Below are 26,149 nucleotides of genomic sequence, written 5' to 3'. Positions count from 1 at the left end.
GATAACGTTGTCCTTTACGTCCTCTTTCTTCTCTGCATCAGAAGCAGCGCTTGCAGCGGCAGCTTTCAGCTTGCTTTCAAGAATTTCCTTGATTATCTTAGGTGTTGCAACGCCCTTGAGAGCCTTTGTGCACTGACCCATGATAAAGCCGAATACCTTTGTTTCACCGTTCTTATACTGCTCTACCTGTGCGGCATTTGCGGCGAGTATCTCGTCAACGCCTGCCTCGACCTTTGCAGTATCTACAGTGATTATCATACCCTTGTTCTTAGCAATATCCATAGGCTTGCCGCCCTCTTCTACCATTGCTCTGAACACGGTCTTAGCGTCATTCTTTGATACCTTCTCTGTATCAGCCATTTCAACAAGCTCTGCAAACTCCTCAGGTGTAAAGCTGATATTGTTTATATCTATCTCACCCAGATTTACTCTTCTCATAAACTCGCCGAGAATGAACACAGCCACGCTCTTAGGATTGTTATATCTCTTAAGTGCATTCTCAAAGAAATCTGAGATTATCTTTGTTTGGATAAGCGTTTTTGCGTCTATCTCAGAAATACCGTATTCCTCAGTGTATCTCTTGAATCTGCTGCTTGGCATTTCAGGCAGCTTAGCCTTTATCTCATCAAGCTGAGCGTCTGTAAGGTTTACCTGAAGAATATCAGGCTCTGGGAAATAACGATAATCGTTAGCGTTTTCCTTTGTACGCATTGAAGTTGTCTTATCTCTGTTTGCGTTGTAACGTCTTGTTTCCTGAACGACCTTTTTGCCAGCTTCAAGAAGAAGCGCCTGCCTTTTTTCCTCATACTTGATAGCTCTGCCAACAGACTTGATAGAGTTGATGTTCTTTATCTCCGCACGAGTACCGAACTCAGTAGCGTCAGGACGCATAAGAGAGATATTAACGTCACATCTCAGTGAGCCCTGCTCCATTTTACAGTCGCAAACGCCTGCATACTGTAAAAGCAGAGATATCTGCTCAACGAAAGCCATAGCTTCTTCTGCTGACGCTATATCAGGCTCAGTAACTATCTCGATAAGCGGGATTCCGCATCTGTTATAGTCAGCCATTGAGATTCCGTTGAAAGCGTCATGAACGAGCTTACCGGCATCTTCCTCAAGGTGGATATGGTTTATTCTGATGTTCTTCTTCTGACCGTTCACCTCGATAGGCACATATCCAGGACCTACGATAGGTCTGTAAAGCTGTGATATCTGATATGCCTTTGGCAGGTCAGGATAGAAGTAGTTCTTTCTGTCGAATACTGAAAACTTGTTGATGCCGCAGTTAAGTGCATATCCTGCCTTTACAGCATACTCTACAGCCTGCTGATTGATGATAGGCAGAGTACCAGGCATACCTGTACATACAGGGCAGCATCTTGTATTTGGCGCACCTCCGAACTCAGCGGAGCAGTTACAAAAGATCTTAGTTTTGGTAAGCAGCTCGGCGTGGATCTCAAGGCCGATGACCGTTCTCCATTTTTCCATTTGTCTTACCTCCCTTAAAGCTTTGGCGCAACAGGCTTGAAGCCCTTTTCGTATGCGTCGGCAGTCTTGATGATAGTTGCCTCGTCGAACTTTCTGCCTATAACAGACATACCGATAGGCATACCCTTGCTGTCATAGCCGCAAGGAGTTGATATTGCAGGCAGACCTGCGATATTTACTGTAACTGTGCATATATCAGCCTGATACATCTGAACAGGGTCGGAAGTCATCTCAGGGCTGTATGCAACAGCAGGAGTTGTCGGCGTAAGGATAACGTCGCACTTCTCGAATATATCGTTGTATTCTTTTCTTATAAGCTGTCTGAGAGCCATTGCCTTCCTGTAGTAAGCGTCATAATATCCGCTTGACAGGCAGTAGTTTCCAAGAAGTATTCTTCTCTTTACTTCCTCGCCGAAGCCCTCTGAACGTGACTTGATTATAAGCTCCTCATAGCTGTCAGCTGTGAGCGTTCTGTGACCATACTTGATACCGTCATATCTTGACAGATTTGAAGCCGCCTCAGCACAAGCAAGAAGATAATAACAAGGAACAGCATACTTAAGCGACGGCATAGAACACTCGATAAGCTCAGCGCCCATTGCCTTATATTCCTCAGCAGCCTTTAAAACGGCAGCCTTTACCTCATCATTGATGCCCTCTGCATAGAACTCCTTAGGGAGTGCTATCTTCATGCCCTTCATTGACTCGCCTATCTTTGCGGTAAAATCAGGCACTTCAAGCTTTGAGCTTGTGCCGTCATGGAAGTCATAACCGCATATCTCGTTAAGGAGTATAGCACAGTCATGAGCGTCAAGACCGATAGAGCCTATCTGGTCAAGAGATGAAGCGAAAGCCACAAGACCAAATCTTGAAACTCTGCTGTATGTTGGCTTGATACCTGTTACGCCGCAGAAAGCAGCAGGCTGTCTGATAGATCCGCCTGTATCAGTACCAAGAGCAACAGGTGCAAGTCCCGCAGCAACTGCCGCAGCAGATCCGCCTGATGAGCCGCCAGGTACACGGTCAAGATCATAAGGATTCTTTGTCTTTGCAAAAGCAGAGGTCTGTGTAGAGCCTCCCATTGCGAACTCGTCCATAGAAGTCTTGCCGAGCATTACGATATTCTCAGCGTCGAGCTTTTCCATAACGGTCGCATTATAAGGTGGAACAAAGTTTTCAAGCATTTTTGACGCACAGGTGGTCTTTACGCCCTCTGTACAAATATTGTCCTTTACTGCCACAGGTATACCTGTGAGAGCCTTTGCTTCGCCCTTATCGATAACGCCCTGAGCCTTTTCAGCCTGCTCCAGAGCCTTTTCCTCTGTAACAGTGATAAAGCTCTTTACCTTATCGTCATATTTCTTTATTCTCTCAAAATATGTCTGTGCAAGCTCTTTAGCGGAGATTTCCTTACTGTCAAGAGCCTTACGCATATCACGGATTTTCATTGAAGAAACGTCCAAATTTCACACTACCTTCCTGTTAAATTTACTCTACGACCTTAGGCACTACAAAGCAGTTGTTTGTATTCACTGCATTTGAAAGGACCTTTGAAGTAGGCATAGATTCGATGACCTCGTCTTTTCTCAGATCGTTGAGGTAAACATCGTGATTGTCCTTGAGATCGTCATAGGTAATGTCGATTTCCTTTACGGTATCCATAAGATCAATAATATCAGTCATCTGCTCGGCTGTGGCTGCAAGCTCTTTATCGGAATATTCCAGCTTGCTAAGCTCTGCCAGATACTTGACCATGTTCAAATCCATATATAATCCCTGACCTTTCTTAATATTAAGGCAACGCCTTAGGTGCAAAAAAACACCAATTCAATTTAATATTATACTACATCTCATACTATTTTGCAAGCAAAAATCACATAAATTCCGATTTTTTTAATATTTGCTCACCAAACGCCCAAAAACAGCAAGACCCACAGAGAAATTCCCTGTGGATCTAAGCGTCATTACTTATTATTCTTTGTATATTTATCGAAAATATCAGTGAAATCAAATGTTGCGAAATAGTCAGCAGGAGTTTCGGCACGTCTTATCATATCGAATGAGCCGTCCTCATGGAGAAGTATCTCAGCTGAGCGGAGCTTTCCGTTGTAGTTGTAGCCCATCGAGAAGCCGTGTGCGCCTGTGTCGTGGATAACGATGATGTCGCCTGTGTCTATCTCAGGCAACATTCTGTCGATCGCAAACTTATCGTTGTTCTCGCAAAGACCACCAGTTACGTCATACTTGTGGTCGCATGGAGCGTTCTCCTTGCCGAGCACTGTGATGTGATGATATGAACCGTACATAGCAGGACGCATAAGGTTGCAGGCACAAGCATCAAGTCCAACATACTCCTTATAAGTGTGCTTATGATGTGTGCAGGTAGCAACGAGATGACCGAACGGAGCAAGCATATATCTGCCAAGCTCTGTGAAGATAGCAACGTCCCCAAGACCAGCAGGAACCATTATATCCTCAAATGCCTTGCGAACGCCCTCGCCGATAGCGAAGATGTCGTTCTGTGGCTTGTCAGGCTCATATGCTATGCCAACACCGCCTGAAAGGTTTACGAACTTGATGTCTGCACCCGTCTTTTCATGAAGCTCAACAGCAAGCTCAAAAAGTATTCTTGCAAGCTTTGGATAATAAGCGTTTGAAACAGTGTTTGAAGCAAGGAAAGCGTGAAGTCCGAAATGCTTTGCGCCTTTCTGCTGAAGTACCTTGAAGCCCTCAAAAAGCTGCTCTCTTGTGAAGCCGTACTTAGCCTCACCAGGGTTGTCCATTATCTGAGTTTCTATCTCGAAATGTCCGCCCGGATTGAAACGGCAGCAGATAGTTTCAGGAATACCGCAAAGGTCGTCAAGATAATCTATGTGAGTGAAATCGTCAAGGTTGATATAAGCGCCAAGCTCTCTTGCCTTGAGAAAATCTGCCTTTGGAGTTACGTTTGAAGAAAACATGATGTCGCTTCCGCTGAATCCGCAGCAGTCGCTCATCATAAGCTCAGTAAGAGAAGAACAGTCAACGCCGCAGCCCTCTTCCTTGAGTATTTTCAAAATGAATGGGTTAGGGGTAGCCTTTACAGCGAAATACTCTTTGAAGCCTTTATTCCAGCTAAATGCCTTGTAAAGATCTCTGGCTCTCTGTCTGATACCCTTTTCGTCGTAGATATGAAAAGGTGTAGGATACTGCTTGATTATCTCCTCGGCCTTTTCCTTGGTTATAAATGGTGTTTTCATTATATATCAATCCTTCTGCAAATAATATATTTTATAAAAATACATATTTATCATACCATTTTAATACGGATTAGTCAAGTGAAATATCTGATTTTAAGAAATAAAATACACTTTATTGTCATTTTTCAATACAGCCACACCACTGTCACACCCATTTTAGTAAAAAAAGCACAAAGCACACAGCCGTAAAAGCCGTGTGCTTTGCATATAAAAGCCTGCTTTATGAAGCCTGATCAAACTGGCTGTTATAAAGCTCGGCATAAAATCCACCCTTTGCCATAAGAGTTTCATGGTTTCCGCTTTCGATAACGTCGCCGTCACGCATAACAAGTATCAGGTCTGCGTTTTTGATAGTCGAGAGCCTGTGTGCGATAACAAAGCTCGTTCTGCCCTTTGTAAGCTTATCCATTGCCCTTTGGATAAGAAGCTCCGTTCTCGTATCGACAGAAGATGTTGCTTCATCAAGTATGAGCATAGGCGCATTCTGGAGCATTGCCCTTGCAATAGTGAGAAGTTGTTTCTGTCCTGCGGATATTGCCACGCTTTCAGAAAGCACTGTATCAAAGCCCTCAGGGAGCGTATGAACGAACTTATCCAGACCGCAGGCTTTGCACACTCTTTCAAGGGACTCATCGCTTATGCCCTCCATGTTGTAAACAAGGTTTTCTCTCACAGTGCCCTCAAAAAGCCATGTGTCCTGCAAAACCATGCTGAACATATTGTGGACAGTTTCACGGCTGAGCTGTGATATAGGCGTGCCGTCTATGGAGATACTTCCGCTGTTTATCTCGAAAAATCTCATAAGCAGATTTACCATTGTGGTCTTGCCTGCACCGGTCGGTCCAACGATAGCCACCTTCTGACCTGCCTTTACCTCTGCGGAAAAGTTCTTTATTATCACCTTGTCAGGAGTATCAGGATAGCTGAAACGAACATTTTCAAAGCTTACATTGCCCTTTACCTCAGGCATTTCACTGCTCTTGTCGCTCTCGTCTGAAAGCTCTTCGCTTTCGATAAAGTCAAATATTCTCTGAGCTGAGGCGGAAGCTGTCTGCATATTTGTCATGCCCTGAGCTATCTGACCAAGAGGTGATGTGAAAAGTCTTACATAAAGAATGAACGATATTATTACGCCGAATGTGATAGTGCCGTTAAGGGCGAGCATTGAGCCGAAAACGCATACTGCAACGTATGCAAGATTTCCGATAACGTTCATAAGCGGCTGCATGATACCTGACAGAAACTGTGACTTCCAGTTTGCGTTGTATACAGCTTCGTTAAGTCCGGCGAAATGTTTCTTTACATTATCTGCTCCACGGGATATCCTTACTACCTCGTGACCTGAATACATCTCCTCAACATAGCCGTTAAGCTTACCAAGGCTTTCCTGTCTGTCGAGGAAAAACTTCTGTGATTTTGACATTATGAAAACTATCAGGAAAAGCCCAAAGAATGTGATGAACAGTGAGATGAGCGCAAGTCGCCATTCTGTAACGAACATCATTATAAGACAGCCCACAAATTGTGCCGCCGCACTTATTATAGTAGGCAGGCTGTTTGTAAGACCCTGCTGCAAAGTCGATACATCATTTGTGATACGGCTGAGTATATCGCCCTGTGAATGTGAGTTGAAATACTTCTGAGGAACGCAGTTTATCTTTCTTGAAAGGTCGCTTCTCATTCTGTATGACATTTTCAGGGTGACTGTCGCCATTATATACTGCTGAATGAATGTGAACAGCGAGCTTGAAATATATATCGCTCCAAGGAAAATTCCTACCCTTGCCACCGCTTTAAGGTCAATGCCTGTCATAAGTCCGTCTGCAATAAGGTCGGTTATCTCGCCCACCTTGTCAGGTCCTATGATAGTCAGCACCGCACCAAGCGCCGCAAGAACCAATGCCACGGCAACGATACCTACACTGCCTTTCATATACTCTATTATTTTTTTCATAGCGGACGCCATTTCGCCCTTACTAGCCTTTTCGTATTTTCTCATTGTGCAGTCCCCCTTTCTATGCAAGCTCTGCCGCACTAAGCTGTGAAAGTGCTATCTCTTTGTATACGTCGCAATTTTTCATAAGCTCATCATGAGTACCCATGCCCACGGCTTCGCCACGGTCAAGGACTATTATCTTGTCTGCATGACGGATAGTGCTTATTCTCTGCGCAACGATTATCTTTGTTGTGTCCTTAAGTTTCTCGTTAAGACCCTCTCTGAGCTTTGCGTCTGTCTTGTAATCAAGGGCTGAGAAAGAATCATCAAACACAAGTATCTCAGGCTTTCTTGAAAGCGCTCTTGCAATAGACAAACGCTGCTTCTGTCCGCCTGAAACGTTTCTGCCCATTTGAGATATCATATGCTCTGTGCCGTCAGGAAGCTTATCCACAAACTCCTCCGCCTGAGAAAGCTCGATAGCGTTTTTAAGCTCCTCGTCAGTTTCAGGAGTGGCACTCTCGCCGAAAAATACGTTTTCTCTTACACTGCCTGCAAAAAGCACAGCCTTTTGCGTTACATATCCAAGCTTGTCATAAAGGGTGTCAAACTTGTAGTTTTTTACGTTTACGCCGTCCACGAGGACTTCGCCCTCTGTTGCGTCATAAAATCTTGGTATAAGGCTTATAAGCGTTGTCTTGCCGCTTCCTGTTGCACCGATTATGGCAAGGGTCTGACCCTTGTTTATCTTGAAGCTTATGTTGCTCAGCTCGTCCTCAGAGGCATGAGGATATCTGAAAGAAACGTTTTTAAATTCCACAGTACCCTGCTCTCTTCCCTCGCTGACGCTGCCCTCTTTTATGTTCACGTCACGCTCAAGCACTTCGTTGATACGCTCTGCAGATACCTGAGCCGCAGGGAGCATCATGAATATCATAACGAGCATCATAAATGACATTACAACGTATGTGGCATATGTGCTGAAAACAACAACGTTGCTGAAAAACGTTATCCTGTCCTGAACAGCCGTCAGGGCTATCTGCTGGATAAGCACTGCACCAAGCCAGTAGATAGCAAGGGTCAGACCATTCATTCCGATATTCATAACTGGCATCATAAGTGCGAACATTCTCTGGTTTTTAAGCTGTGTGTTCATCATATCCTTGCTTGGAACATCGAACTTGTCGTTCTGATATTTCTCAGCATTGAAAGCATGGACAACGTTTATGCCTGTGAGATTTTCTCTTGCCACACGGTTTATTTTATCAGTTAGCTTCTGAACGATACGGAATCTCGGTATGCAGGTCGCCATTACCGCAAGAACGAATACGCATATCACCACAACGAACGCCGCAGTCACCGCTGAAAGCTCCCAGCTCTTGCCAAGTATCTTTATAACAGCCCAAACCGCCATGATAGGCGATTTTATTATCATCTGCAAGCCCATTGACACTATCATCTGTATCTGTGTGATGTCGTTTGTTGTCCTTGTTATAAGGCTAGGTATGGAAAAGTCCTGCATCTCCTCGCTGCCCATATCCATAACATGGTTGAACAGCTTTTCTCTTATTGTGTAGCTGAATCCTGAGGCAGTCTTTGCGGAAAGATAGCCGCAGACGATAGCAAGAGCGGCACTTGCAAGGGTACAGCCAAGCATTTTAAGTCCGACGTTCAGGATATCGGAAGTTTCACTGCCTGCCGTGTTGAGCATCATGGTCAGGTCAGTCATATAGTCAGGCAGCGTCAGGTCAAAATACACCTGTCCCAGCACCAGAAGTGCACAGAGAACAGCCATAAGCACCTCACGCTTGCCCATCTTTTTAAGCAGTTTTATCATATTTGTTACCTCCTTCTACATACATTCTTTAAGAATGCTGTCTATATTGTTGCTAACGATATGCAGGCATTTTTTGAAATGTGCCATGTCATCGTCCGAAAAGCCAGCGATAAGCTTGTGTGCGAACTTTTTCTGCAGCTCTCTGCCCTCTTTTATAACAGGCTGGGCCTTTTCTGTGCAGACCAGACGGCATTTTCTTCTGTCGCCCTTTACCGCCTGCCTTTCAACAAAGCCTGCTTCCACAAGCTTTTCTACATGGAAAGACACAAGCGCCGCCTTGATATTCCTATATCTACACACATCACCCGCTGTGTTGAACTCAGGATTGTTCGCAAGGAACATGAGCACGTCAAGCGCCGTCTTTGGCATATCGAGCTTTTTACAAAGGGGCTGCATGACTTTTTCATATGCTTCTGCAAGCTTCTTTGAATGATCAAACATATGCGTTGCTGTTGTCATATTATCGTTCATTGTCAAACCTCCAATATTAGATATTTCAAATTTGAACAATCTAATATTAACACTTTTCCAAAAGCTATTCAATGAACATTTTGTAAATTCAGCTTCTTATAATGTCATTTTTGTAACAATGCAACAAAAATCAAATATATGGACTATAATATTTGTACAGCAATAAAACCGCCCTCTCCGCTATTGCAATAAAGGGAGAAATGTGTTATAATAACGATGTATGGGCAGAGTATTCGCTCTGCTTCACCTTTTAAGAAAGGAAAGTGGTGCAAAATGGATATTGTAAAAGGCGATATTCTTGTAATGAAGAAAAGTCACCCCTGCGGCAGTAACAGAATGATTGTTCTGCGCTCAGGCATGGATTTCAAGCTGCGCTGCGAGGGCTGCGGACGAGAGTTCATGATAGTACGCAGCAAAGCCGAAAAGAACGTAAAAACTATTATCAGAGAGGCTGAGTCATAGCTATTCTCGCAATTTATGATATATAACAAATGTATGATATGAAATAAAAATGACAGGAGAATATAACTATGTTTGAAAAACTCAAAGCACTCGAAGATAAATTCAATGAAATAAACGAAAAGCTCATGCAGCCTGAAACTGTAAACAACACTTCACTGTATACGAGCCTTATGAAAGAATACAAGACACTTACGCCGATAGTTGAAAAGTTCGGCGAATACAAAAAGGCAAAGGCTGCCAATGACGAAGCCATCGAGCTTCTTGACGCAGGCGGAATGGATAAGGACTTCAAGGAAATGGTGCAGATGCAGCTTGAGGAGTCCAAGGAAGATATGGCTAAGCTTGAAGAAGAGCTTAAGCTTCTCCTGCTGCCGAAAGACCCTAACGATGAGCGTAACGTTATCATAGAGATAAGAGGCGGAGCAGGCGGTGAGGAAGCTGCACTGTTTGCAGGCTCTCTTTATAGAATGTATTCAATGTATGCCGCTTCAAAGGGCTGGACCATAGAAGTCATGAACGCCAACGAAACAGAGCTTGGCGGCTATAAGGAAATAACTTTCAGCGTTTCAGGCGAGGGAGCATATTCAAGACTTAAATACGAAAGCGGAGTACACAGAGTTCAGCGTGTACCTGAAACTGAGTCACAGGGCAGAGTTCACACGTCTACTGTTACAGTTGCCGTGCTTCCAGAGGCTGATGAGGTGGAGCTTGACCTGAATGAAGAAAAAGACCTGAAAATAGACGTGTTCCGTTCATCAGGCGCAGGCGGACAGCACATCAACAAGACATCTTCCGCTATCAGAATAACTCACCTGCCTACAGGCATGGTAGTTGAGTGTCAGGACGAGCGTTCACAGTTCAAGAATAAGGAAAAGGCTCTGAAAGTTCTCCGTTCAAGACTTCTTGATCAGAAAGTTCAGGCACAGAACAAGGAGATCGCAGACAACAGACGTTCACAGGTGGGAACAGGCGACCGTTCCGAAAGAATAAGAACTTACAACTATCCTGAAGGAAGAATTTCCGACCACAGAATCGGTCTTACTATCTACAGACTTGAACAGGTGCTTAACGGCGCACTTGATGAAATAATCGACGCACTTGCAACAGCCGATCAGGCTGCCAAGCTTGCAAGTCAGGAAGAAGAATAAAAAATGTTTGACACAAAAATACTTGGCACTGACGAGGACAGCATAGCATATGCCGCAAAGCTGCTCTCACAGGGTGAAGTCGTTGGTATGCCGACGGAAACTGTATATGGTCTTGCGGCGAACGCTTTTGATGAAGCGGCTGTAAGAAAAATATTCGCCGCAAAGGGCAGACCTGCCGACAATCCTCTAATAGTGCATATATCTGACATTTCTCAGCTTGAGGGACTTGTGGATAAGATACCGCCCCTTGCTGTAAAGTGCGCAGAAAAATTTTGGGCAGGACCTCTCACAATGATAATGCCAAAGTCTGAAAAGATACCAATGGTAACGAGCGGAGGACTTGACACAGTGGGCATAAGAATGCCGTCACATAAGGTGGCAAGAGCGCTTATCTCAGCCTGTGGCTTCCCTATCGCCGCACCGTCGGCAAACCTTTCAGGAAGCCCGTCACCTACAACAGCACAGCACGTCCTTAACGATATGCACGGCAGGATACCTGCCATAATAGACGGCGGAGCTTGCGGAGTGGGCGTTGAATCAACTGTTATAAGCTTTGAAGGCGATGACGGCATCAGACTTCTCAGACCGGGATTTATCTCAGCCGAGGATCTTATGGAGATCACCCCGAACGTTCTTATTGACAAGGGCGTTTTGGAAAAGCTGGGTGAGAACGTAAAAGTTCGCTCACCGGGAATGAAATACAAGCACTATGCCCCAAAGGCTGATGTGACTATCATTGACAGCAGTCTTGAAGCTTTCAGAGAATATGTGAAAACTCACGCTGACAATGACACCACTCTTATGGTGTTCACTGACAACGATTGTGATGGACTTGATATCCCGCATATCTGCTATGGCGCAAATGACGAGGAACAGGCAAAAGAGCTTTTTGACGTTCTCAGAGGACTTGATGATATAGGTGCAAAGAAAGTTTTTGCACGCTGTCCTAACAAAGACGGTGTGGGGCTTGCAGTGTATAACCGACTTTTAAGAGCCGCAGGCTTTCAGGTGGTGAAACTGTGAAAAAAACAGTAGTAGGGCTTACAGGTCAAAGCGGTGCAGGCAAGACAACTATATCGGACGCTTTCAGAGAAAATGGCTTTGAGATAATAAACTGCGATATAGTCGCAAGAGAAGTCACACAGGCAGGGAACGAATGCTGTAAAGAACTTGCAAAGATCTTCCCAGACTGTTTTGACGACGGCTTTGCCCTTGACAGGCGAAAGCTCGGGGAGATAGTTTTTTCAGATAAGAATAAGCTTCAAATGCTCAATGATACCATATACCCTTTTATAAACAAGCTTATTGACGAAAAGATAAACGCCACAGAGAGCGAGTTTGTTCTTCTTGACGCACCGACCCTTTTTGAAGCAGGTGCGGATAAGCTTTGCAGTGTTATCGTAAGCGTTGTGGCAGACTTTGGCATAAGGCTTGAAAGGATAACCAAAAGGGACGGCATTTCGGCGGAGCTTGCAAAAAAGCGTTTTTCTTCTCAGCATACTATGGAATTTTTCAAGGCTCACAGCGATTTCGTCATTGAGAACAACGGCTCTGTGAATGACACATTCCAAAAGACCTGTGAGGTCATAGAAACAATAAAGGAAAGATATAATGGCGGCTAATGGAAAAAACAGCAGGCGTAAAAAGAAAAGGCACATAAAAAAAGGTCCCGTACTCATAGCAGTCATACTTCTGCTGTGCGGTATAGGCTGGCTCACATACCTTTATCACGAGCAGATAATCAACAAGGCAAAGGATATTCCGAACTCTTTTTCATATCCTACAGATTATGAGGAGTATGTAATAAGATACAGCACCAAGTACAAGTGCGACCCTGTGCTTGTGTTCTCTGTAATAAAAGTGGAAAGCGGCTTTAATAAGGACGCTGTTTCATCAGTGGGTGCCAGAGGTCTTATGCAGCTTATGGAGGACGCATACGATTGGATAAAATATCGCCTTGACGATCAGCGTGACAACACCTATGACGATATGTTCGACCCTGAACTTAATATCCAATATGGCACATACTATCTCAGCTATCTTATGGAAAAGTATGACGGCTCTGTAGAGCTGACAGCGGCGGCATATCACTGCGGAATGAATCTTGTTGACAGTTGGATAGAAAACGGCACTGTTGACCCTGATGATTTCAAAGTCAGCGACATACCTGACGAAAATGACCAGACTTCAAACTATGTGCGCAAGATACGCAAAGCCTATGACAATTATAAGGATATACTCAGCAGTCATGGGGATATTACAGAAAACAGTTAAGAAAAACCATTTGCAGGGGCGAACAGTGTCCGCCCATTGTAACGCAGTTTCAATAAGAATACATTAAAAGGAGGACTTTACAATGGATAACAAGAAGAAAGAAAAGTCCGAGGGCGAAAAGCTTGCAGAAAAGCTTCTTTCGGATAAGAAAAACGGTGGACTTCGCCTTAGCGAAGAAAAAATCAAAAAGGCAGACAAGTTCTGTGAGGGCTATAAAAGCTTTCTGAACACCGCAAAGACAGAGCGTGAGGCTGTTATCGAGGCAGTGGCTCAGGCTGAAAAAGCAGGCTTCAAGCCTTATGAAAAGGGCAAGAAGTATGACGCCGGCGACAAGTTCTATTTTGTAAACAGAGGAAAGGCTATCATACTTACAGTTATGGGCAAGGACGGTCTTGAAAAAGGTATCAGACTTGCTGCCGCTCATATCGACTCACCACGTCTTGACCTTAAGCAGAACCCACTTTACGAGGACAAGGAGCTTTGCCTGTTCAAGACACACTATTACGGCGGCATAAAAAAATATCAGTGGACAACTGTTCCAATGTCACTTCATGGCGTTGTTATAAAGGCTGACGGCGAAAGCGTTACAGTAAATATCGGCGAGGACAAGGACGACCCTGTTTTCTGCGTAACTGATATCCTGCCACACCTTGCAGACGCTCAGATGAAAAGACCTGCTCCACAGCTCATCAAGGGCGAGGAGCTTAATCTGCTCATAGGCTCCAGACCATTCAGAGATGACGCTGTTTCAAACAAGGTAAAACTCAACATAATGGCTATCCTTAACGAGAAGTACGGCATCGTAGAGGACGATTTCGTTTCTGCAGAGCTTGAAGCTGTTCCTGCATTCAAGGCACAGGACGTTGGCTTTGACAGAAGCATGGTAGGCTCTTATGGTCAGGACGACAGAGTTTGCGCATACACAGCTTTGCAGGCTATCCTCAAATGCAAAGACCCTAAAAAGACCTGCATGACCATACTCACAGACAAGGAAGAAACAGGAAGTGACGGCAACACAGGACTTAACAGCTCATATCTGCCATACTTCATTGCTGACCTTGCAAAGGTATACGGACTTGAGGGCAGAAACGTTATCTCTGCTTCCGAGTGCCTTTCAGCAGACGTAAATGCGGCATATGACCCAACATTCTCAGAGCCGTTCGAGATAAGAAACTCATCACAGATAAACTACGGCGTTGTTGCCACAAAGTTCACAGGTGCAAGAGGCAAGTCAGGCACTTCCGATGCTTCTGCTGAGTTTGTGGGCAGAGTAAGAAAGCTCTTTGACGAACACAACATCGTTTGGCAGACAGGCGAGCTTGGCAAGGTAGACGGCGGCGGTGGAGGAACTGTCGCACAGTATATCGCAAACCTTGACATGAACGTTATCGACGTTGGCGTACCAGTGCTTTCAATGCACGCACCATTTGAGATAACCTCGAAGATAGACACTTATATGGCATATAAGGCTTTCTCAGTTTTCTTTGCTGACTAATTTGATATCAAATAAGCATATCCGCTTTCCCATTTGGGGAAGGCGGATCTTTTTTTGTCCCCATTGCGACAATTTTTCCATCCAAGCAGTGCTATCATAATATCAAAGGGAGGAACGCCATGAAAATTTACATAGATATACTCCTTGTGACAAACGCCATTATGACGCTTATCATGCTGGAAGCGGCAGGCAGGATATGTCACAAGGTCATAAGTCCGCTGCGGCTGTTGACAGCTTGCTCGGTGGGAGGACTTTCGTCGCTTGTTATGACTATAGACAGCAGAGGATATTTCACTGCAGTTCTTATTGTGGTGATAAAGCTTGTCAGTGCGGTATTCTCAGTGCTTATAGCCTTTGGGTGTAAAGACCCTTGGCAACTACTTCGATACTTTATAATATACAGTGCCGTGAACGCAGTTTTCACGGGTATAGTGGTGACCCTTTGGCAGATATCAGGGAGCAAGGTGATTTTTTTCAGAAACCTCACTGTGTATTTTGACATCTCTCTATTTAAGCTTGCCCTTGCCTGCGGTATAACATATGGTCTGCTCTGTCTTTATGAGAACATCACACGCAGGTGTTTCAACAGGGCCGCAAAATACGAAGCCATATACGAAAATGGTGGCTTTATAGTGAAAGTCCCTGCCATTTGCGACAGTGGGAACAGGCTTTGCGACAGCTTCACAGGAACGCCAGTGGTGGTTTTCTGCTGTGACAGGCTTTTCTATCACTACGACCTTGACCGTGACGAGCCTGACCCTTTAAGCGGTTTCAGGCTTATCCCCTGCTCTACTGTCAGCGGTGAGGGAATTATCCACATAACCGCCGCAGGGAGCGTAAAGATAATCGACGATAAAGACCGTGTACACAACGTCAGGTGCTATGTGGGCATAAAGCCCTCGCTGAACGGAAAGTCACGGGCTATATTCAACCCCGCATTGCTGGGATAATACAGGAGGAATACAAATGACCACACTTAAAACACTCGCTCTAGGGCTGAACAGATTTTTGAGCCGTTTGTTTTCAGACGACCCCGAAACTATAGATTACCTAAACGGTGCAGATTCGTTACCGCCGCCCCTAAACAAAGAGGAAGAGAAAAAAGCCTTTGAGCTTCTTGAAACAGACCCGAAAAAAGCCCGAGAACTGCTTATCGTGCATAATCTCAGGCTTGTGGTATATATAGCAAAGAAGTTTGAGTCAACAGGCACAGGCATAGAGGATCTTATCTCAATAGGCTCTATAGGGCTTATCAAGGCGGTGAACACCTTCTGTCCTGATAAAAACATCAAGCTTGCGACCTATGCTTCACGGTGCATAGAAAACGAGATACTTATGTTTCTTAGAAAATCAAATCAGTATAAAAATGAAATATCCATAGACGAACCGCTGAATGTTGACTGGGACGGCAATGAACTGCTTTTATCCGATATTCTAGGCACCGATGACGACACCGTGAACAAGGGCATAGAAAGCGAAGTTGAGAAACAGCTTCTTCTGGAGGAGATCGAAAAGCTCTGCCCTCGTGAAAAGCAGATAATGAAAATGCGATTTGGGCTTTCAGGCAAAAAAGAAATGACCCAGAAGCAGGTCGCTGATGAAGTCGGTATATCCCAATCCTACATATCAAGACTTGAAAAGCGGATAATAAAATCCATACGGCGAAATTTAGAAAAAATATGCTGACTAAAAAACTGGCGAACACGCAAAATGTTCACCAGTTTTTATGTTATATGGGATAATTTTGTTTTCACAGCAGTGTAATTCTTCTCAGAAATAGGGATCACCTTGCCATATGTAAGCTCTATTCTGTAACGGCTTATGCGACTTACATATTCAGGATTTACAAGATAATTTTCATGACAGCGCACAAACATATCCCTATATCGTCTTTCAAACACCTTAAGGCTCTGCACTGATTCAAATGAGCCGTCAATGGTATATATGACGCAGTGACTGCCGCTGCTTTCCACATAAGCTATCCATGACCTATCCAGAAAAACAAGCGACCTGTCTACGCCATTTACTATCACTCTCTTTGTACGCCTTTCACCTGAACAGACATTTTTCTTGTATATTTCTTCATAATGTACAGGATATATCCTGTCACGTTCATCATATTTAATGGCATTGGAAATGTGACAAAGCTTTATTTTTTCTACGCCGTTCTCGCTCACCCATGTAAACTGTATCCTTTGATCTGCTCTCCCAACACTGCTGTCAGGCCAAATCGTATCCAAAATGAAAAACATTATGACCTCGCAGGAACATTCCGTAAGACCTATGGAAAACACCTTTAGGTCGCTGAGCACAAATTCAAGCTTGTGGTCTTCTTGCGAAAAAGCATCGACAAGCGCCTTTCTGGTGCGTATCACATGCTTCTCAGCGGGACCTATCCAAAGAATGTCTTCATGACAGGCATTAAGAAAGCTGTCTATCTCGTTATTGTAGTACTTAGTGAGAATATCGGCTGAACGTGTTTCAAGAACTCTATATTCCATGAAATCAAATCCTCCGTTTGCTGAATTAATTTGTACATTTTTTATTGTTTCTTCTATTATACGACATTTTTATTATTTTGTCAATAATACTGACACAATTTCATTTTCGCAAAATTTCGACAGATAAACTATGTATAAATTCTTCAGAAGTTTTATTGTAATTTTAAAGCATATGTGATATACTTAGACCATACGATAAATGAAAGGAGAAGATATCTTGGCGATAGATAGATTTTATGCGGTGATACCCGCTTATGAGCCTGATGAAAAAATGCTGGCTGTTATTGACGATATATCTTCATTGACCGATTTTCATATAATTGTCATTAATGACGGCAGCGGCAAGGATAAGCTGCCGATTTTTGCCGAAGCTGCAAAAAAAGCCATAGTTCTCACCCATGAGGTAAACAAAGGCAAGGGGCGTGGCATAAAAACCGCACTTGAATACATAAAAGAACATGAAGCCGATACTGTGGGCATCGTCATTGTGGACGCAGACGGACAACACAAGGTGGAGGATATAATAAGGGTGTCGGAAGCCCTGAAAAGCTCCCCTGACAAGCTTATTATGGGTTGTCGCAGATTTTCGGGAAAGATACCACTGCGAAGCAAATTCGGCAACAACATCACAAAATTCGTTTTCTCATTTGCCGCAGGAGTAAAGGTAAGCGACACGCAGACGGGTTTGCGTGGCTTTTCCTCAAAGCTCATACCTTTTATGCTATCAATAAGCGGTGACAGATATGAGTTTGAGATGAATATGCTACTTGAATGTGCAAGAGAAGGCATAATATTCTATGAAGTGCCTATCGAAACAGTTTACCTTGGCAAAAACGAGTCATCACATTTTAATCCTATCAAAGACTCATGGAGGATATACAAGGATATACTAAAATTCTCCTGCTCATCACTTCTTAGCTTCTGCGTGGACTATATTTTCTACAGCATTTTCGCAATGATAAGCGGGAACGTAGCGTTTTCTAACATATGTGCAAGAGTGATAAGCTCCATTTTCAACTTTTCCATGAACAAAAAATTCGTCTTTAAAAATAAGGAAGGCATTGCAAAGACAGCCGCAAAATACTTTCTGCTTGCCGCATTAATACTAGCTGCAAACACAATAATGCTAGAGCTATGTGTGAAATATCTCATACACAACAAATATATCAGCAAAATACTTATAGAAGTGCTGCTTTTCTTTATAAGCTGGGCGGCGCAAAAAAGTTTCGTTTTCAGAAAGAGGGAAAGAAAAATTGACGAATAAGACAAAAAAGCCAATGCCTGTCTGGGCAATGATCATAACGGACGTTGTGCTTACAGCGGCAGCCATAGGCGTATTCATGCTTTTTGACTACGTTATGCCGCAAAGTTCAGGAGTAAAGGGAGAAGTGATCGCAACAGTTGACAGCTCCGCAGAGGGTAGCTTCACCCTGCCAAATGCGGCTGACAACTCGCAGGCAGAAAGCACTGCGCAGGACGACAGCGAGCCTGCAGTTACCACAACAGCTCCGCAGGCAGAAAAGGCTACAACCACACTGCGTACTGAGCAGACCAACCACAGAAACTGGGGCAATCAGGACACTGCCGACTATCGTTCAGACCAAAACGCTATAAGCAGTATAACAAACGGTGCCATAACCTCTGAGGAGCTTGGCTCGGCTTCAACTGACAATGCTCAGGTGACAGTATACAAAAAATCTATCGGTGAGGGCAGCAACAAGATAACCTATTTTGTAGCTGATGTTTATGTCACAAGCGCAAGCGAGGTAAAAGCCGCCTTTGCAGACGGAGAATTCGGTAAGAACATCAAGGACTCAGTATTCAGTATGGCGGTGGAAAACAACGCTCTTTTCGCCATAAACGGTGATTTCTATGGTAATTCAGAACGCAGTATCGTTATAAGAAACGGTATAAAATACCGTGATGATGTCAACGACGCAGACGTGTGCGTGCTGTTCACAGACGGCACAATGCAGACCTACTCCCCGTCTGAATATGACAGCGACGCTGTTATAGCAAAGGGTGCATGGCAGGCTTGGAACTTTGGTCCTGCACTTCTTGACGGAAGTGGCAACGTTCTTGAAACGTTCAACACAACAAAATATCTCAACAGTGCAAATCCACGTTCAGCTATCGGCTGTGTGTCGGCAGGCCACTATATTTTCGTGACAGTTGACGGCAGAAACGAAGGCTACTCAAAGGGCGCAACTCTCAGCGAGCTTGCGGCTATCATGAGTGATGAGGGCTGTATGTCTGCGTTCAATCTTGACGGTGGAAAGTCCGCTATGATGTACTTCAACAAAAGCATTGTGAACGCTCCTGACGGCGGTGGACGTGACCTCAGCGACATTATCTATATAGGAGGATAAAAATGAAAAGACTAAGCAAAATTCTCCCACATATCACGATAATACTTGCGGGAATGTTCATTGTATTCTGGATATTGGATATACTCAACCCTACAATGAATTTCATAAACAGAAAAATATCCAACAAGCTTCTGCTGGCATTTTGCATATCAGCCATAATAACAGCGATACTAGCGGTCTACTATCAGCGCAAGAGCGACAGAAAAGAATAGAACTAATGCAGAGTCACACGGCTCTGCATTTTTTTATGGTCAGATTTTCCTAAAAATATCTGTATAGTTCCTGATTGAAAGGTAATAATTATATTATCACGGCAGCATAAAATGCTGCTTTTTAACAGGAGCGTGCGATGCAGTACAATAAAGTTGAGATAAGCGGAGTGAATACCAATGAGCTTAAAACGCTGAAAGAGTCGGAAAAGCTGGAGCTTTTGAAAAAAGCCCATTCAGGTGACAAGAAAGCCCGTGAGGAGCTTATAAACGGCAATCTCAGGCTCGTGCTGAGCGTTTTGCAGAAGTTTGTGAGCCGAAGCGACTCCCCTGACGACCTTTTTCAGGTGGGTGTTGTGGGGCTTATCAAGGCGATAGATAATTTCGATACCTCTCTTGATGTGAAGTTTTCTACCTACGCTGTGCCTATGATAGCAGGAGAGCTTAGAAGATTTCTTCGTGATTTTCAACCCATGAGGGTGAGCCGTTCTCTCCGTGACCTTGCTTATAAAGCAATGCAGGCGAAAGAACAGCTCATATGCGAAAACCAGAAAGAGCCTACTGTTGAGCAGATAGCAGACACTATCACCGAAAAGCCTAGTCAGGTGGTCATTGCCCTTGAAGCCATAACCGACCCGGTCTCACTCTATGAGCCTGTGTATTCTGACAACGGCGATGCTCTTTATGTATTGGATCAGGTGAGCGACTCCTGTGACGATAAAAGCTGGCTTGAAGAGCTTTCATTGAAGCAAGCCATGAGCGAGCTTCAGCCTCGTGAACGTAATATACTCTTCCTGCGCTTTTTCAAAGGACAAACTCAGGTGGAGGTAGCAAAAAATATTGGCATCTCTCAGGCACAGGTATCACGGCTTGAAAAAGGTGCATTGGAACACATCAAAAAAAGTATCTAACTTCTGTCGCAATACGTTAAATCGACATTTATGAATATTTTTGTTATATACAATTACATTAAGGTCACTTTTTTGAAACAATTTGATTAATAATGTGCCATTAAAGTTGCTTGTAGTCAAAAAATTTGATATAATAATATAGGAGTTGTTATGTTAAATCGTCATAAGGGAGTTGAAGTGTATGCTGACTGATTATTCGGTCCTTATTTCCGAGTCATATGACGGCCAGCATAAACTGTTGACCGAGGAACTGAAACGCAAGGGTACAAAGGTCCATATATGCGGTGATACTGAAATAGAGCTTGAGATAGGTGCAGTAAAATATACTCCTGACGTTATCGTTATTGACTGTTGTAAGCTGGGATATAAAAAGCTTTTGCATTTTCGTGAGATACTTCACGAAGATGACATTCATCCCATAATATATAACATCTACACTTATGATGACACAGAAACGATCCGTATTCTTCTCGATTATGATGATATTCTGCACATACTTATGCCATACAACGCTAAGAACGTATGCCACTATATGCTTGACAAGCTAAAAAGGATACCTGTCGATCCTGATATCCTTAGACAGAATATTTCAAAGGAGATACATAGGATCATAACATCAACGGGCATAAACCGCAAGCATTCAGGATATGACCATATCTACTACATGATATTCCTTATTATATTCAAATATAACGGTAAAAAAGTACAAATAGGCGAACTTTATAAGGACATTGAAAAACAATACGGAAAAAGCACTGCGGCTATTGAACGCTCAACAAGAAGTGCTATAGTTTCAGGCTGGGAAAAAATGAAGCCTGTGGATAAGCAAATGCTTTTTGAAAGTTGCCTTGCTAACGGAACAAAACCTACAAATGCAATGTACATAAACACCATAGCTTTATATATAAAGCATTTGTATAACGATCAGTTGGAGATGTATTACAAAAACAAAAACGATCATACATAGGACGATCCCCAAAGTGCATACCTATTATAAAGGGTATGCACTTTTTTTGAAAGGGGAAGGTTTCATGATATGTAGTTTTTCAAGCTTACGAAATAAAGAGGTCGTCAATATGCGAACAGGACTGAAAATAGGCTATGTTGATGATATAGAAATGGATACTCAGGGAGCGAATATAGTTTCACTGATCGTCTATGGCAAACCAAGGGCTTTCGGTATCATGGGCAGAGATGAGGATATTATCATAAAATGCTCGGATATCGAGCTTATCGGCGAAGATACCATACTTGTAAAATTCAACGATAGTGCAGTATGCACAAAGAACAGAACTGTAAAAATTGAAAATTTGTTAAAATAAATTGTCGTAAGCTCTTGAAATGAAATAGAAAATATGATATAATATTAAAGCAATTCGCACGGACAGGTTTTTGCCGTTGGTCCTGCCGTAAGACAGGTGAAAGCAAGTAAAGCCGTTCGGAGGATAAAAACATCTGCATAAGCAGAAATCTAAAACCAAACAGGAGGTTACTACAATGGGAGTAGTATCAATGAAGCAGCTTCTTGAAGCTGGTGTACACTTTGGTCACCAGACAAGAAGATGGAACCCTAAAATGGCTCCATACATTTTCACAGAAAGAAACGGAATTTACATCATCGATCTTCAGAAGACCGTTAAGAAGCTTGAAGAAGCTTATATGTTTATCCGTGACATCTCAGCTAATGGCGAAGAGGTACTTTTCGTAGGTACAAAGAAGCAGGCTGGAGATTCTATCAAGGAAGAGGCACTGAGAGCTAATGCACATTATGTAAATGCAAGATGGCTCGGCGGTATGATGACAAACTACAAGACGATCCAGCAGAGAATCAAGAGACTTGAGCAGCTCCACACAATGGAAGAGGACGGCACATTCGACCTTCTCCCTAAGAAGGAAGTTGTTAAGCTGAAGCTTGAGATAGAAAAGCTTGAAAAGTTCATGGGCGGTATCAAGAACATGAAGAAGCTTCCGGGCGCACTTTTCGTTGTTGACCCAAGAAAGGAAAAGATCGCTGTAGCAGAGGCTAAGAAGCTTGGCATACCTGTAGTAGCTATCGTTGACACAAACTGCGATCCTGACGATGTTGATTATGTTATCCCAGGTAACGATGACGCTATCAGAGCAGTTAAGCTTATCGCTGGTTGCATGGCTAACGCTATAATCGAAGGCAGACAGGGTGAGGACGCTGAGTCCGCTGAAGAGGCAGATAAGGTGGAAGAAGCTGACGAGGCTGCTGAATAAGAGCTGAAATTTCAGGCAGGCATTTATAGTATATTTGTCTGCCTATTTCGATATAAAACACTAGGAGGAATAATAATGGGTAAGGTATCCGTAGCAGAGATCAAAGAACTTATGACAGCAACAGGCGTTGGCATGATGGACTGCAAGAAGGCTCTTGTAGAAGCTGACGGCGATATGGAAAAGGCAGTAACACTTCTCCGTGAAAAGGGACTTGCTACACAGGCTAAGAAGAGCGGCAGAGTTGCAGCAGAGGGTATCTGCACAGCTGTAGTTAAGGGCAACGTAGGCTGCGTTCTTGAAGTAAACATCGAAACAGACTTTGCTGCTAACAATGATGAGTTCAAGGCTTTCGTTGCAGCAGTTGCTGATACAGTAATCGAGACAAACCCTGCTGACGTTGACGCACTTAAGGCAACAAAGATCAGCGGTGGTGACAAGACAGTTGAAGAGACACTTCAGGATCTGTTCATCAAGATCAGAGAGAACATGGTAATCAGAAGATTCAAGAGAATGGAAGGCATTCTTGTTCCTTACGTTCACGGTGCAGGCAGCATTGGCGTTATGGTAAAGCTTGATTCTGATATCGCAGCTGACAATGCTGAACTCCTTGCTGCTGGTAAGGACTGTGCACTTCAGGTTGCAGCTATGAATCCTGCATACCTGAACAGAGAGGCTGTTCCTGCTGACGCTCTTGACAAGGAGAGAGAGATCATGCTGGCTCAGATGGCTGAAGATCCTAAGATGGCTAACAAGCCTGAGCAGGTTAAGCACAAGATCATCGACGGTAAGATCGGCAAATACTATTCTGAGAACTGCCTCCTTGAGCAGGCATTCGTTAAGGATGATAAGGTATCTGTTGGCAAGTACGTTGAGTCTGTAGCTAAGAAGCTTGGCGGCAAGATCGACGTTGTTGAGTACGTTCGTTTCGAGAGAGGCGAAGGCGTAGAGAAGAAGGAAGAGAACTTCGCTGACGAAGTTGCAGCAATGACAAAGTAATCTTTCTGACATAAATGAAAATCCCTCGGTGGTGAGCCGAGGGACTTTTTTTATGGGCTTTTGATTGTAACTTGTCAAGTTTTATTATACTGCGTCATTGAAGTAATGTGTGATTTGAGTGACAGATACAGAAAAGAGGATGAAGCCCGTGGTGAGGCACGTGGTTTTATTAAAGGCAGGGCAAAAGAAATAATTTGCTTTGCTAAGGATATCAACTACACATATGAAGAAACCAAAGCAAGGTTGAAGCAACGTCTGAACATTAATGACGACGAGGCTGAAAACTATATGAAACTGTACTGGGATGAGAAATAAGATAAGAAGCGGCATCCTCTGAACTTATAGCTCTTGACTTTTTATTAGCATTGTGATATAATAAAAATGACAAAAGGGTACTGCATAAGCCTATTGGCTAAGCGGTTTCTCCCAAAGATTTAGTGAAAAGAAACACCGTTACTTGTGAGATTATTGGCGGTGTTTCTTTTCGTGAGGGTTTGCCAAAGAAAAGTCTATTTTGTCAAGTAAAAGCGAAACGAAAAGCCCACTCAGTTTTGTAACTGAGTGGGTGTTTCTTTTCGTAAGCGTTTGCCAAAGAAAAGTCAATTCGCTCCTGCTGGGATGGAAATCCCTTGCATGGTCTGTTTTTTAGAGTAGGGTGCGGAGGATTTGACGGGTACATTGCATTTATTTCATCATACTCAAAACAAAGCCCCTCGGTTATAAGCCGAGGGGTTTTGTTTATGCTTTAAAATATTCAAGGACAGCGTCCAAACTGTCCATTTTCTTGTACACCATTGACAATATCTCATCTGTCGGTGCAATAAGATCTGGCACCATTATTGGTATCATCTTCGCATTGTAAGCCGCCTTTATGCCATTGTAAGAGTCCTCTACAGCAACAGTTTTCTCATGCCTTACTCCCAGCTTTTCACAGGCAAGTAAATATATCTCAGGCTGTGGCTTTGAATGTTTTATCATATCTCCGCCAATAATCACATGGAAATAATCAAGCAGACCTGCTCCCTTTAGATTTTTGATAACCCCTTTGTAAGACGTTGATGAAGCAAGTCCTACCTTTATATCACGCTCTTTAAGATAAGAAAGCAACTCCCTTGCTCCGCTTTTCAGAGGCAAACCACGCTCAGCGATAATATCTGCACAAATGGCTTTTGCTTCGTCATAAAGTTCGGGTATTGATACTTTGTCACCATATGCGGCTTCTAGGATAGCCATTGTATCAACAGTGCTTCTGCCAATGCACTTCATAGCATTTTCGTGAACGTTGGTCAGACCATATTTCTTTCCAAGGCGCTCCCAGCTTTCAAGACCTATTACTTCGCTGTCGAAAATAACGCCGTCCATATCGAATACGATTCCGTCAAGTTCTGATAATTTCAAACCCACCACGCACCTCACTTGAAATACATATACAGATTACATTTTATCATGCCGTTGTAAAGCTTGCGCTTTTTGTCAGCCTTTTTGCCGAAAAACACCTCAAACTCCTCATGTGGGGAGATTATATAGCATGGGTTCTCCTTTGACGGGCAAAGTCTTTGTCCCATTTTCTTATAAAGCTCCTCGGCTTCCTTTATTTCAAGCATACGCTCGCCATATGGGGGATTGACAATTGTTATCGAACCCTCTATCTGGCTGTATTTTGAGATATCCTGCTGTTTTACTGTAAGCTTTGAGCCTACTCCTGCCTTTTTAGCGTTGTTTCTTGTTAGCTCAACCGCTATATCATCAACATCAAAGCCAAATGCCTTGAATGCACCCTGCCTGTCGATAGCGTCCATAGCCTCGGCTCTTGCATTGCGCCACGCTGTTTCAGGTATCTGTGACCACTGCTCTGCCGCAAAATTTCTTCTCAGACCAGGTGCAACTTTCAGTGCCTTGTATGCCGACTCAATAAGAAATGTACCTGAACCACACATAGGATCCACCACAACTGAGTCCGCACGAACTCTTGCAAGGTCAACTATACCTGCGGCAAGTGTTTCCTTGATAGGTGCGTCGTTGGAATTTCTTCTGTAGCCACGCTTGTGAAGTCCTACACCTGATGTATCAAGATAGATAGTCGCAATGTCCTTATGGATAGCAAACTGTATCTGATGTTTCGCTGCAGTTTCCTCAAAATAGCTTATGCCATAGGCTTTTTCAAGTCTTTTAACGCAGGCTTTTTTGATTATCTTCTGACAATCAGGGATAGAATGAAGCTTTGAATTAAGGGCATGACCCTTAACAGGGAAAGCGTCTTCCCTGCCGATAAAATTCTCCAGCGGAAGATTCATAACACCGTCAAAAAGCTGTTCAAAGCTTTCTGTTCTAAAGCTGCCAAGCTCGATAAGTACACGCTCTCCTGTGGCGATCCAAAGATTTGCCTTTGCAAGCACGTCAAAGCCACCTTCAAAGCTTATCTTGCCGTCAGTTGTGGTAAGATTTTCACCGCCTATCTTTTTTATCTCATATGCAAGCACGCTTTCAAGCCCGAAATGGCATGGAACGCACATTCGCAGTTTATTTTCCATAATGATTTCCTTTCAAAAAAGCCTCCATAGAGTTATGG

Annotated in this window: 26 protein-coding genes and 1 pseudogene; 17 read left to right on the top strand and 10 right to left on the bottom strand. The window is 43.5% G+C overall.

Features of this window, described 5'->3' with window-relative positions; genetic code table 11:
• Positions 1 to 66: 66 nt before the first annotated feature.
• From gatB to OCV57_RS10655, 7 genes and pseudogenes are all read right to left on the bottom strand, one after another.
• Positions 67 to 1,491 (bottom strand): annotated as a pseudogene (gene gatB / locus OCV57_RS14480) (Asp-tRNA(Asn)/Glu-tRNA(Gln) amidotransferase subunit GatB); the annotation flags it as partial.
• A 14-nt stretch (positions 1,492 to 1,505) separates the two neighbouring features.
• Positions 1,506 to 2,954, bottom strand: coding sequence for an Asp-tRNA(Asn)/Glu-tRNA(Gln) amidotransferase subunit GatA (gene gatA, locus OCV57_RS10680; protein WP_046440365.1), 1,449 nt, complete (start codon positions 2,952 to 2,954; stop codon positions 1,506 to 1,508).
• Positions 2,955 to 2,979: 25 nt separating this feature from the next.
• Positions 2,980 to 3,258 (bottom strand): Asp-tRNA(Asn)/Glu-tRNA(Gln) amidotransferase subunit GatC, encoded by a 279-nt coding sequence (gatC, locus tag OCV57_RS10675; RefSeq protein ID WP_038671608.1) that lies wholly within the window; start codon positions 3,256 to 3,258, stop codon positions 2,980 to 2,982.
• 197 nt (positions 3,259 to 3,455) lie between these two features.
• Positions 3,456 to 4,730, bottom strand: coding sequence for a diaminopimelate decarboxylase (locus OCV57_RS10670; RefSeq protein WP_038671606.1), 1,275 nt, complete (start codon positions 4,728 to 4,730; stop codon positions 3,456 to 3,458).
• A gap of 220 nt (positions 4,731 to 4,950) precedes the next feature.
• The gene (locus OCV57_RS10665) at positions 4,951 to 6,729 is read right to left on the bottom strand and encodes an ABC transporter ATP-binding protein (protein WP_267301531.1); all 1,779 of its coding nucleotides are present in this window, start codon (positions 6,727 to 6,729) and stop codon (positions 4,951 to 4,953) included.
• A 16-nt stretch (positions 6,730 to 6,745) separates the two neighbouring features.
• Complete coding sequence (locus tag OCV57_RS10660; RefSeq protein WP_267301529.1) at positions 6,746 to 8,503, bottom strand: ABC transporter ATP-binding protein; 1,758 nt, start codon at positions 8,501 to 8,503, stop codon at positions 6,746 to 6,748.
• 15 nt (positions 8,504 to 8,518) lie between these two features.
• Complete coding sequence (locus tag OCV57_RS10655; RefSeq protein WP_051706497.1) at positions 8,519 to 8,974, bottom strand: MarR family winged helix-turn-helix transcriptional regulator; 456 nt, start codon at positions 8,972 to 8,974, stop codon at positions 8,519 to 8,521.
• A gap of 273 nt (positions 8,975 to 9,247) precedes the next feature.
• Between OCV57_RS10655 and OCV57_RS10650 the strand changes: the two genes are divergently transcribed.
• From OCV57_RS10650 to sigE, 8 genes are all read left to right on the top strand, one after another.
• Complete coding sequence (locus OCV57_RS10650) at positions 9,248 to 9,436, top strand: DUF951 domain-containing protein (protein ID WP_022287283.1); 189 nt, start codon at positions 9,248 to 9,250, stop codon at positions 9,434 to 9,436.
• 68 nt (positions 9,437 to 9,504) lie between these two features.
• On the top strand, positions 9,505 to 10,584 hold the full coding sequence (prfA, locus tag OCV57_RS10645) for a peptide chain release factor 1 (RefSeq protein WP_022287284.1): 1,080 nt from the start codon (positions 9,505 to 9,507) through the stop codon (positions 10,582 to 10,584).
• A 3-nt stretch (positions 10,585 to 10,587) separates the two neighbouring features.
• Positions 10,588 to 11,607: an L-threonylcarbamoyladenylate synthase gene (locus tag OCV57_RS10640; RefSeq protein ID WP_267301526.1), complete on the top strand. Its 1,020-nt coding sequence runs from the start codon at positions 10,588 to 10,590 to the stop codon at positions 11,605 to 11,607.
• Positions 11,604 to 12,206, top strand: a complete 603-nt coding sequence (coaE, locus tag OCV57_RS10635; protein WP_267301525.1) for a dephospho-CoA kinase — start codon at positions 11,604 to 11,606, stop codon at positions 12,204 to 12,206. The genes OCV57_RS10640 and coaE overlap by 4 nt, the downstream gene beginning before the upstream one ends.
• Entirely contained in the window at positions 12,196 to 12,858 is a 663-nt protein-coding gene (locus tag OCV57_RS10630; RefSeq protein ID WP_267301524.1) for a lytic transglycosylase domain-containing protein, read from the top strand. Before coaE ends, OCV57_RS10630 begins: the two co-directional genes overlap by 11 nt.
• An 82-nt stretch (positions 12,859 to 12,940) precedes the next feature.
• Complete coding sequence (locus OCV57_RS10625) at positions 12,941 to 14,353, top strand: aminopeptidase (RefSeq protein ID WP_046440354.1); 1,413 nt, start codon at positions 12,941 to 12,943, stop codon at positions 14,351 to 14,353.
• 119 nt (positions 14,354 to 14,472) lie between these two features.
• The gene (locus OCV57_RS10620; protein WP_267301523.1) at positions 14,473 to 15,303 is read left to right on the top strand and encodes a sigma-E processing peptidase SpoIIGA; all 831 of its coding nucleotides are present in this window, start codon (positions 14,473 to 14,475) and stop codon (positions 15,301 to 15,303) included.
• A gap of 16 nt (positions 15,304 to 15,319) precedes the next feature.
• Entirely contained in the window at positions 15,320 to 16,039 is a 720-nt protein-coding gene (gene sigE, locus OCV57_RS10615; protein WP_051706493.1) for an RNA polymerase sporulation sigma factor SigE, read from the top strand.
• A gap of 38 nt (positions 16,040 to 16,077) precedes the next feature.
• Here the strand turns inward: sigE and OCV57_RS10610 are convergent, their stop codons facing one another.
• Positions 16,078 to 16,854: a LytR/AlgR family response regulator transcription factor gene (locus OCV57_RS10610; protein WP_195551465.1), complete on the bottom strand. Its 777-nt coding sequence runs from the start codon at positions 16,852 to 16,854 to the stop codon at positions 16,078 to 16,080.
• A 199-nt stretch (positions 16,855 to 17,053) separates the two neighbouring features.
• Between OCV57_RS10610 and OCV57_RS10605 the strand changes: the two genes are divergently transcribed.
• The 9 genes from OCV57_RS10605 (at position 17,054) to OCV57_RS10565 (ending at position 23,895) form a co-directional block, all read left to right on the top strand.
• Positions 17,054 to 18,118 (top strand): bifunctional glycosyltransferase family 2/GtrA family protein, encoded by a 1,065-nt coding sequence (locus OCV57_RS10605; protein ID WP_267301522.1) that lies wholly within the window; start codon positions 17,054 to 17,056, stop codon positions 18,116 to 18,118.
• Positions 18,108 to 19,223, top strand: a complete 1,116-nt coding sequence (locus OCV57_RS10600) for a phosphodiester glycosidase family protein (protein ID WP_265290444.1) — start codon at positions 18,108 to 18,110, stop codon at positions 19,221 to 19,223. The genes OCV57_RS10605 and OCV57_RS10600 overlap by 11 nt, the downstream gene beginning before the upstream one ends.
• Positions 19,224 to 19,225: 2 nt before the next feature.
• Positions 19,226 to 19,435, top strand: a complete 210-nt coding sequence (locus tag OCV57_RS10595) for a hypothetical protein (protein ID WP_038671587.1) — start codon at positions 19,226 to 19,228, stop codon at positions 19,433 to 19,435.
• 137 nt (positions 19,436 to 19,572) lie between these two features.
• Entirely contained in the window at positions 19,573 to 20,343 is a 771-nt protein-coding gene (sigG, locus tag OCV57_RS10590) for an RNA polymerase sporulation sigma factor SigG (protein WP_038671585.1), read from the top strand.
• 181 nt (positions 20,344 to 20,524) lie between these two features.
• The gene (locus tag OCV57_RS10585; RefSeq protein ID WP_267301516.1) at positions 20,525 to 21,310 is read left to right on the top strand and encodes a sporulation initiation factor Spo0A C-terminal domain-containing protein; all 786 of its coding nucleotides are present in this window, start codon (positions 20,525 to 20,527) and stop codon (positions 21,308 to 21,310) included.
• Positions 21,311 to 21,374: 64 nt separating this feature from the next.
• On the top strand, positions 21,375 to 21,665 hold the full coding sequence (locus OCV57_RS10580) for a YlmC/YmxH family sporulation protein (RefSeq protein WP_117923874.1): 291 nt from the start codon (positions 21,375 to 21,377) through the stop codon (positions 21,663 to 21,665).
• A gap of 175 nt (positions 21,666 to 21,840) precedes the next feature.
• On the top strand, positions 21,841 to 22,584 hold the full coding sequence (gene rpsB, locus OCV57_RS10575; RefSeq protein ID WP_038671579.1) for a 30S ribosomal protein S2: 744 nt from the start codon (positions 21,841 to 21,843) through the stop codon (positions 22,582 to 22,584).
• A 75-nt stretch (positions 22,585 to 22,659) separates the two neighbouring features.
• Entirely contained in the window at positions 22,660 to 23,580 is a 921-nt protein-coding gene (tsf, locus tag OCV57_RS10570; RefSeq protein WP_022287299.1) for a translation elongation factor Ts, read from the top strand.
• A gap of 114 nt (positions 23,581 to 23,694) precedes the next feature.
• On the top strand, positions 23,695 to 23,895 hold the full coding sequence (locus tag OCV57_RS10565; RefSeq protein ID WP_267301513.1) for a hypothetical protein: 201 nt from the start codon (positions 23,695 to 23,697) through the stop codon (positions 23,893 to 23,895).
• 423 nt (positions 23,896 to 24,318) lie between these two features.
• Here OCV57_RS10565 and OCV57_RS10560 read toward each other — a convergent pair whose 3' ends face one another.
• Positions 24,319 to 24,978, bottom strand: coding sequence for an HAD family hydrolase (locus tag OCV57_RS10560; protein ID WP_267301512.1), 660 nt, complete (start codon positions 24,976 to 24,978; stop codon positions 24,319 to 24,321).
• A 14-nt stretch (positions 24,979 to 24,992) separates the two neighbouring features.
• Positions 24,993 to 26,111: a THUMP domain-containing class I SAM-dependent RNA methyltransferase gene (locus OCV57_RS10555; RefSeq protein ID WP_118053882.1), complete on the bottom strand. Its 1,119-nt coding sequence runs from the start codon at positions 26,109 to 26,111 to the stop codon at positions 24,993 to 24,995.
• Positions 26,112 to 26,149 lie beyond the last annotated feature (38 nt).

It is taken from the genome of Hominimerdicola aceti, from assembly GCF_025567495.1.
Taxonomy (GTDB): domain Bacteria; phylum Bacillota; class Clostridia; order Oscillospirales; family Ruminococcaceae; genus Hominimerdicola; species Hominimerdicola aceti.
This window is presented reverse-complemented; position numbering and strand designations above follow the sequence as displayed.

Bases quoted from the DNA above. Each gene is read 5' to 3' on its own strand.
- OCV57_RS10650 (WP_022287283.1), top strand. From the start codon at position 9,248: ATGGATATTGTAAAAGGCGATATTCTTGTAATGAAGAAAAGTCACCCC.
- OCV57_RS10655 (WP_051706497.1), bottom strand. From the start codon at position 8,974: ATGAACGATAATATGACAACAGCAACGCATATGTTTGATCATTCAAAG.
- OCV57_RS10605 (WP_267301522.1), top strand. From the start codon at position 17,054: ATGAAAGGAGAAGATATCTTGGCGATAGATAGATTTTATGCGGTGATA.
- sigE (WP_051706493.1), top strand. From the start codon at position 15,320: ATGACCACACTTAAAACACTCGCTCTAGGGCTGAACAGATTTTTGAGC.
- OCV57_RS10610 (WP_195551465.1), bottom strand. From the start codon at position 16,854: ATGGAATATAGAGTTCTTGAAACACGTTCAGCCGATATTCTCACTAAG.
- OCV57_RS10580 (WP_117923874.1), top strand. From the start codon at position 21,375: ATGATATGTAGTTTTTCAAGCTTACGAAATAAAGAGGTCGTCAATATG.
- gatC (WP_038671608.1), bottom strand. From the start codon at position 3,258: ATGGATTTGAACATGGTCAAGTATCTGGCAGAGCTTAGCAAGCTGGAA.
- OCV57_RS10555 (WP_118053882.1), bottom strand. From the start codon at position 26,111: ATGGAAAATAAACTGCGAATGTGCGTTCCATGCCATTTCGGGCTTGAA.
- OCV57_RS10670 (WP_038671606.1), bottom strand. From the start codon at position 4,730: ATGAAAACACCATTTATAACCAAGGAAAAGGCCGAGGAGATAATCAAG.
- tsf (WP_022287299.1), top strand. From the start codon at position 22,660: ATGGGTAAGGTATCCGTAGCAGAGATCAAAGAACTTATGACAGCAACA.
- OCV57_RS10585 (WP_267301516.1), top strand. From the start codon at position 20,525: ATGCTGACTGATTATTCGGTCCTTATTTCCGAGTCATATGACGGCCAG.
- OCV57_RS10640 (WP_267301526.1), top strand. From the start codon at position 10,588: ATGTTTGACACAAAAATACTTGGCACTGACGAGGACAGCATAGCATAT.
- OCV57_RS10665 (WP_267301531.1), bottom strand. From the start codon at position 6,729: ATGAGAAAATACGAAAAGGCTAGTAAGGGCGAAATGGCGTCCGCTATG.
- prfA (WP_022287284.1), top strand. From the start codon at position 9,505: ATGTTTGAAAAACTCAAAGCACTCGAAGATAAATTCAATGAAATAAAC.
- OCV57_RS10625 (WP_046440354.1), top strand. From the start codon at position 12,941: ATGGATAACAAGAAGAAAGAAAAGTCCGAGGGCGAAAAGCTTGCAGAA.
- sigG (WP_038671585.1), top strand. From the start codon at position 19,573: ATGCAGTACAATAAAGTTGAGATAAGCGGAGTGAATACCAATGAGCTT.
- OCV57_RS10595 (WP_038671587.1), top strand. From the start codon at position 19,226: ATGAAAAGACTAAGCAAAATTCTCCCACATATCACGATAATACTTGCG.
- OCV57_RS10620 (WP_267301523.1), top strand. From the start codon at position 14,473: ATGAAAATTTACATAGATATACTCCTTGTGACAAACGCCATTATGACG.
- OCV57_RS10660 (WP_267301529.1), bottom strand. From the start codon at position 8,503: ATGATAAAACTGCTTAAAAAGATGGGCAAGCGTGAGGTGCTTATGGCT.
- rpsB (WP_038671579.1), top strand. From the start codon at position 21,841: ATGGGAGTAGTATCAATGAAGCAGCTTCTTGAAGCTGGTGTACACTTT.
- OCV57_RS10630 (WP_267301524.1), top strand. From the start codon at position 12,196: ATGGCGGCTAATGGAAAAAACAGCAGGCGTAAAAAGAAAAGGCACATA.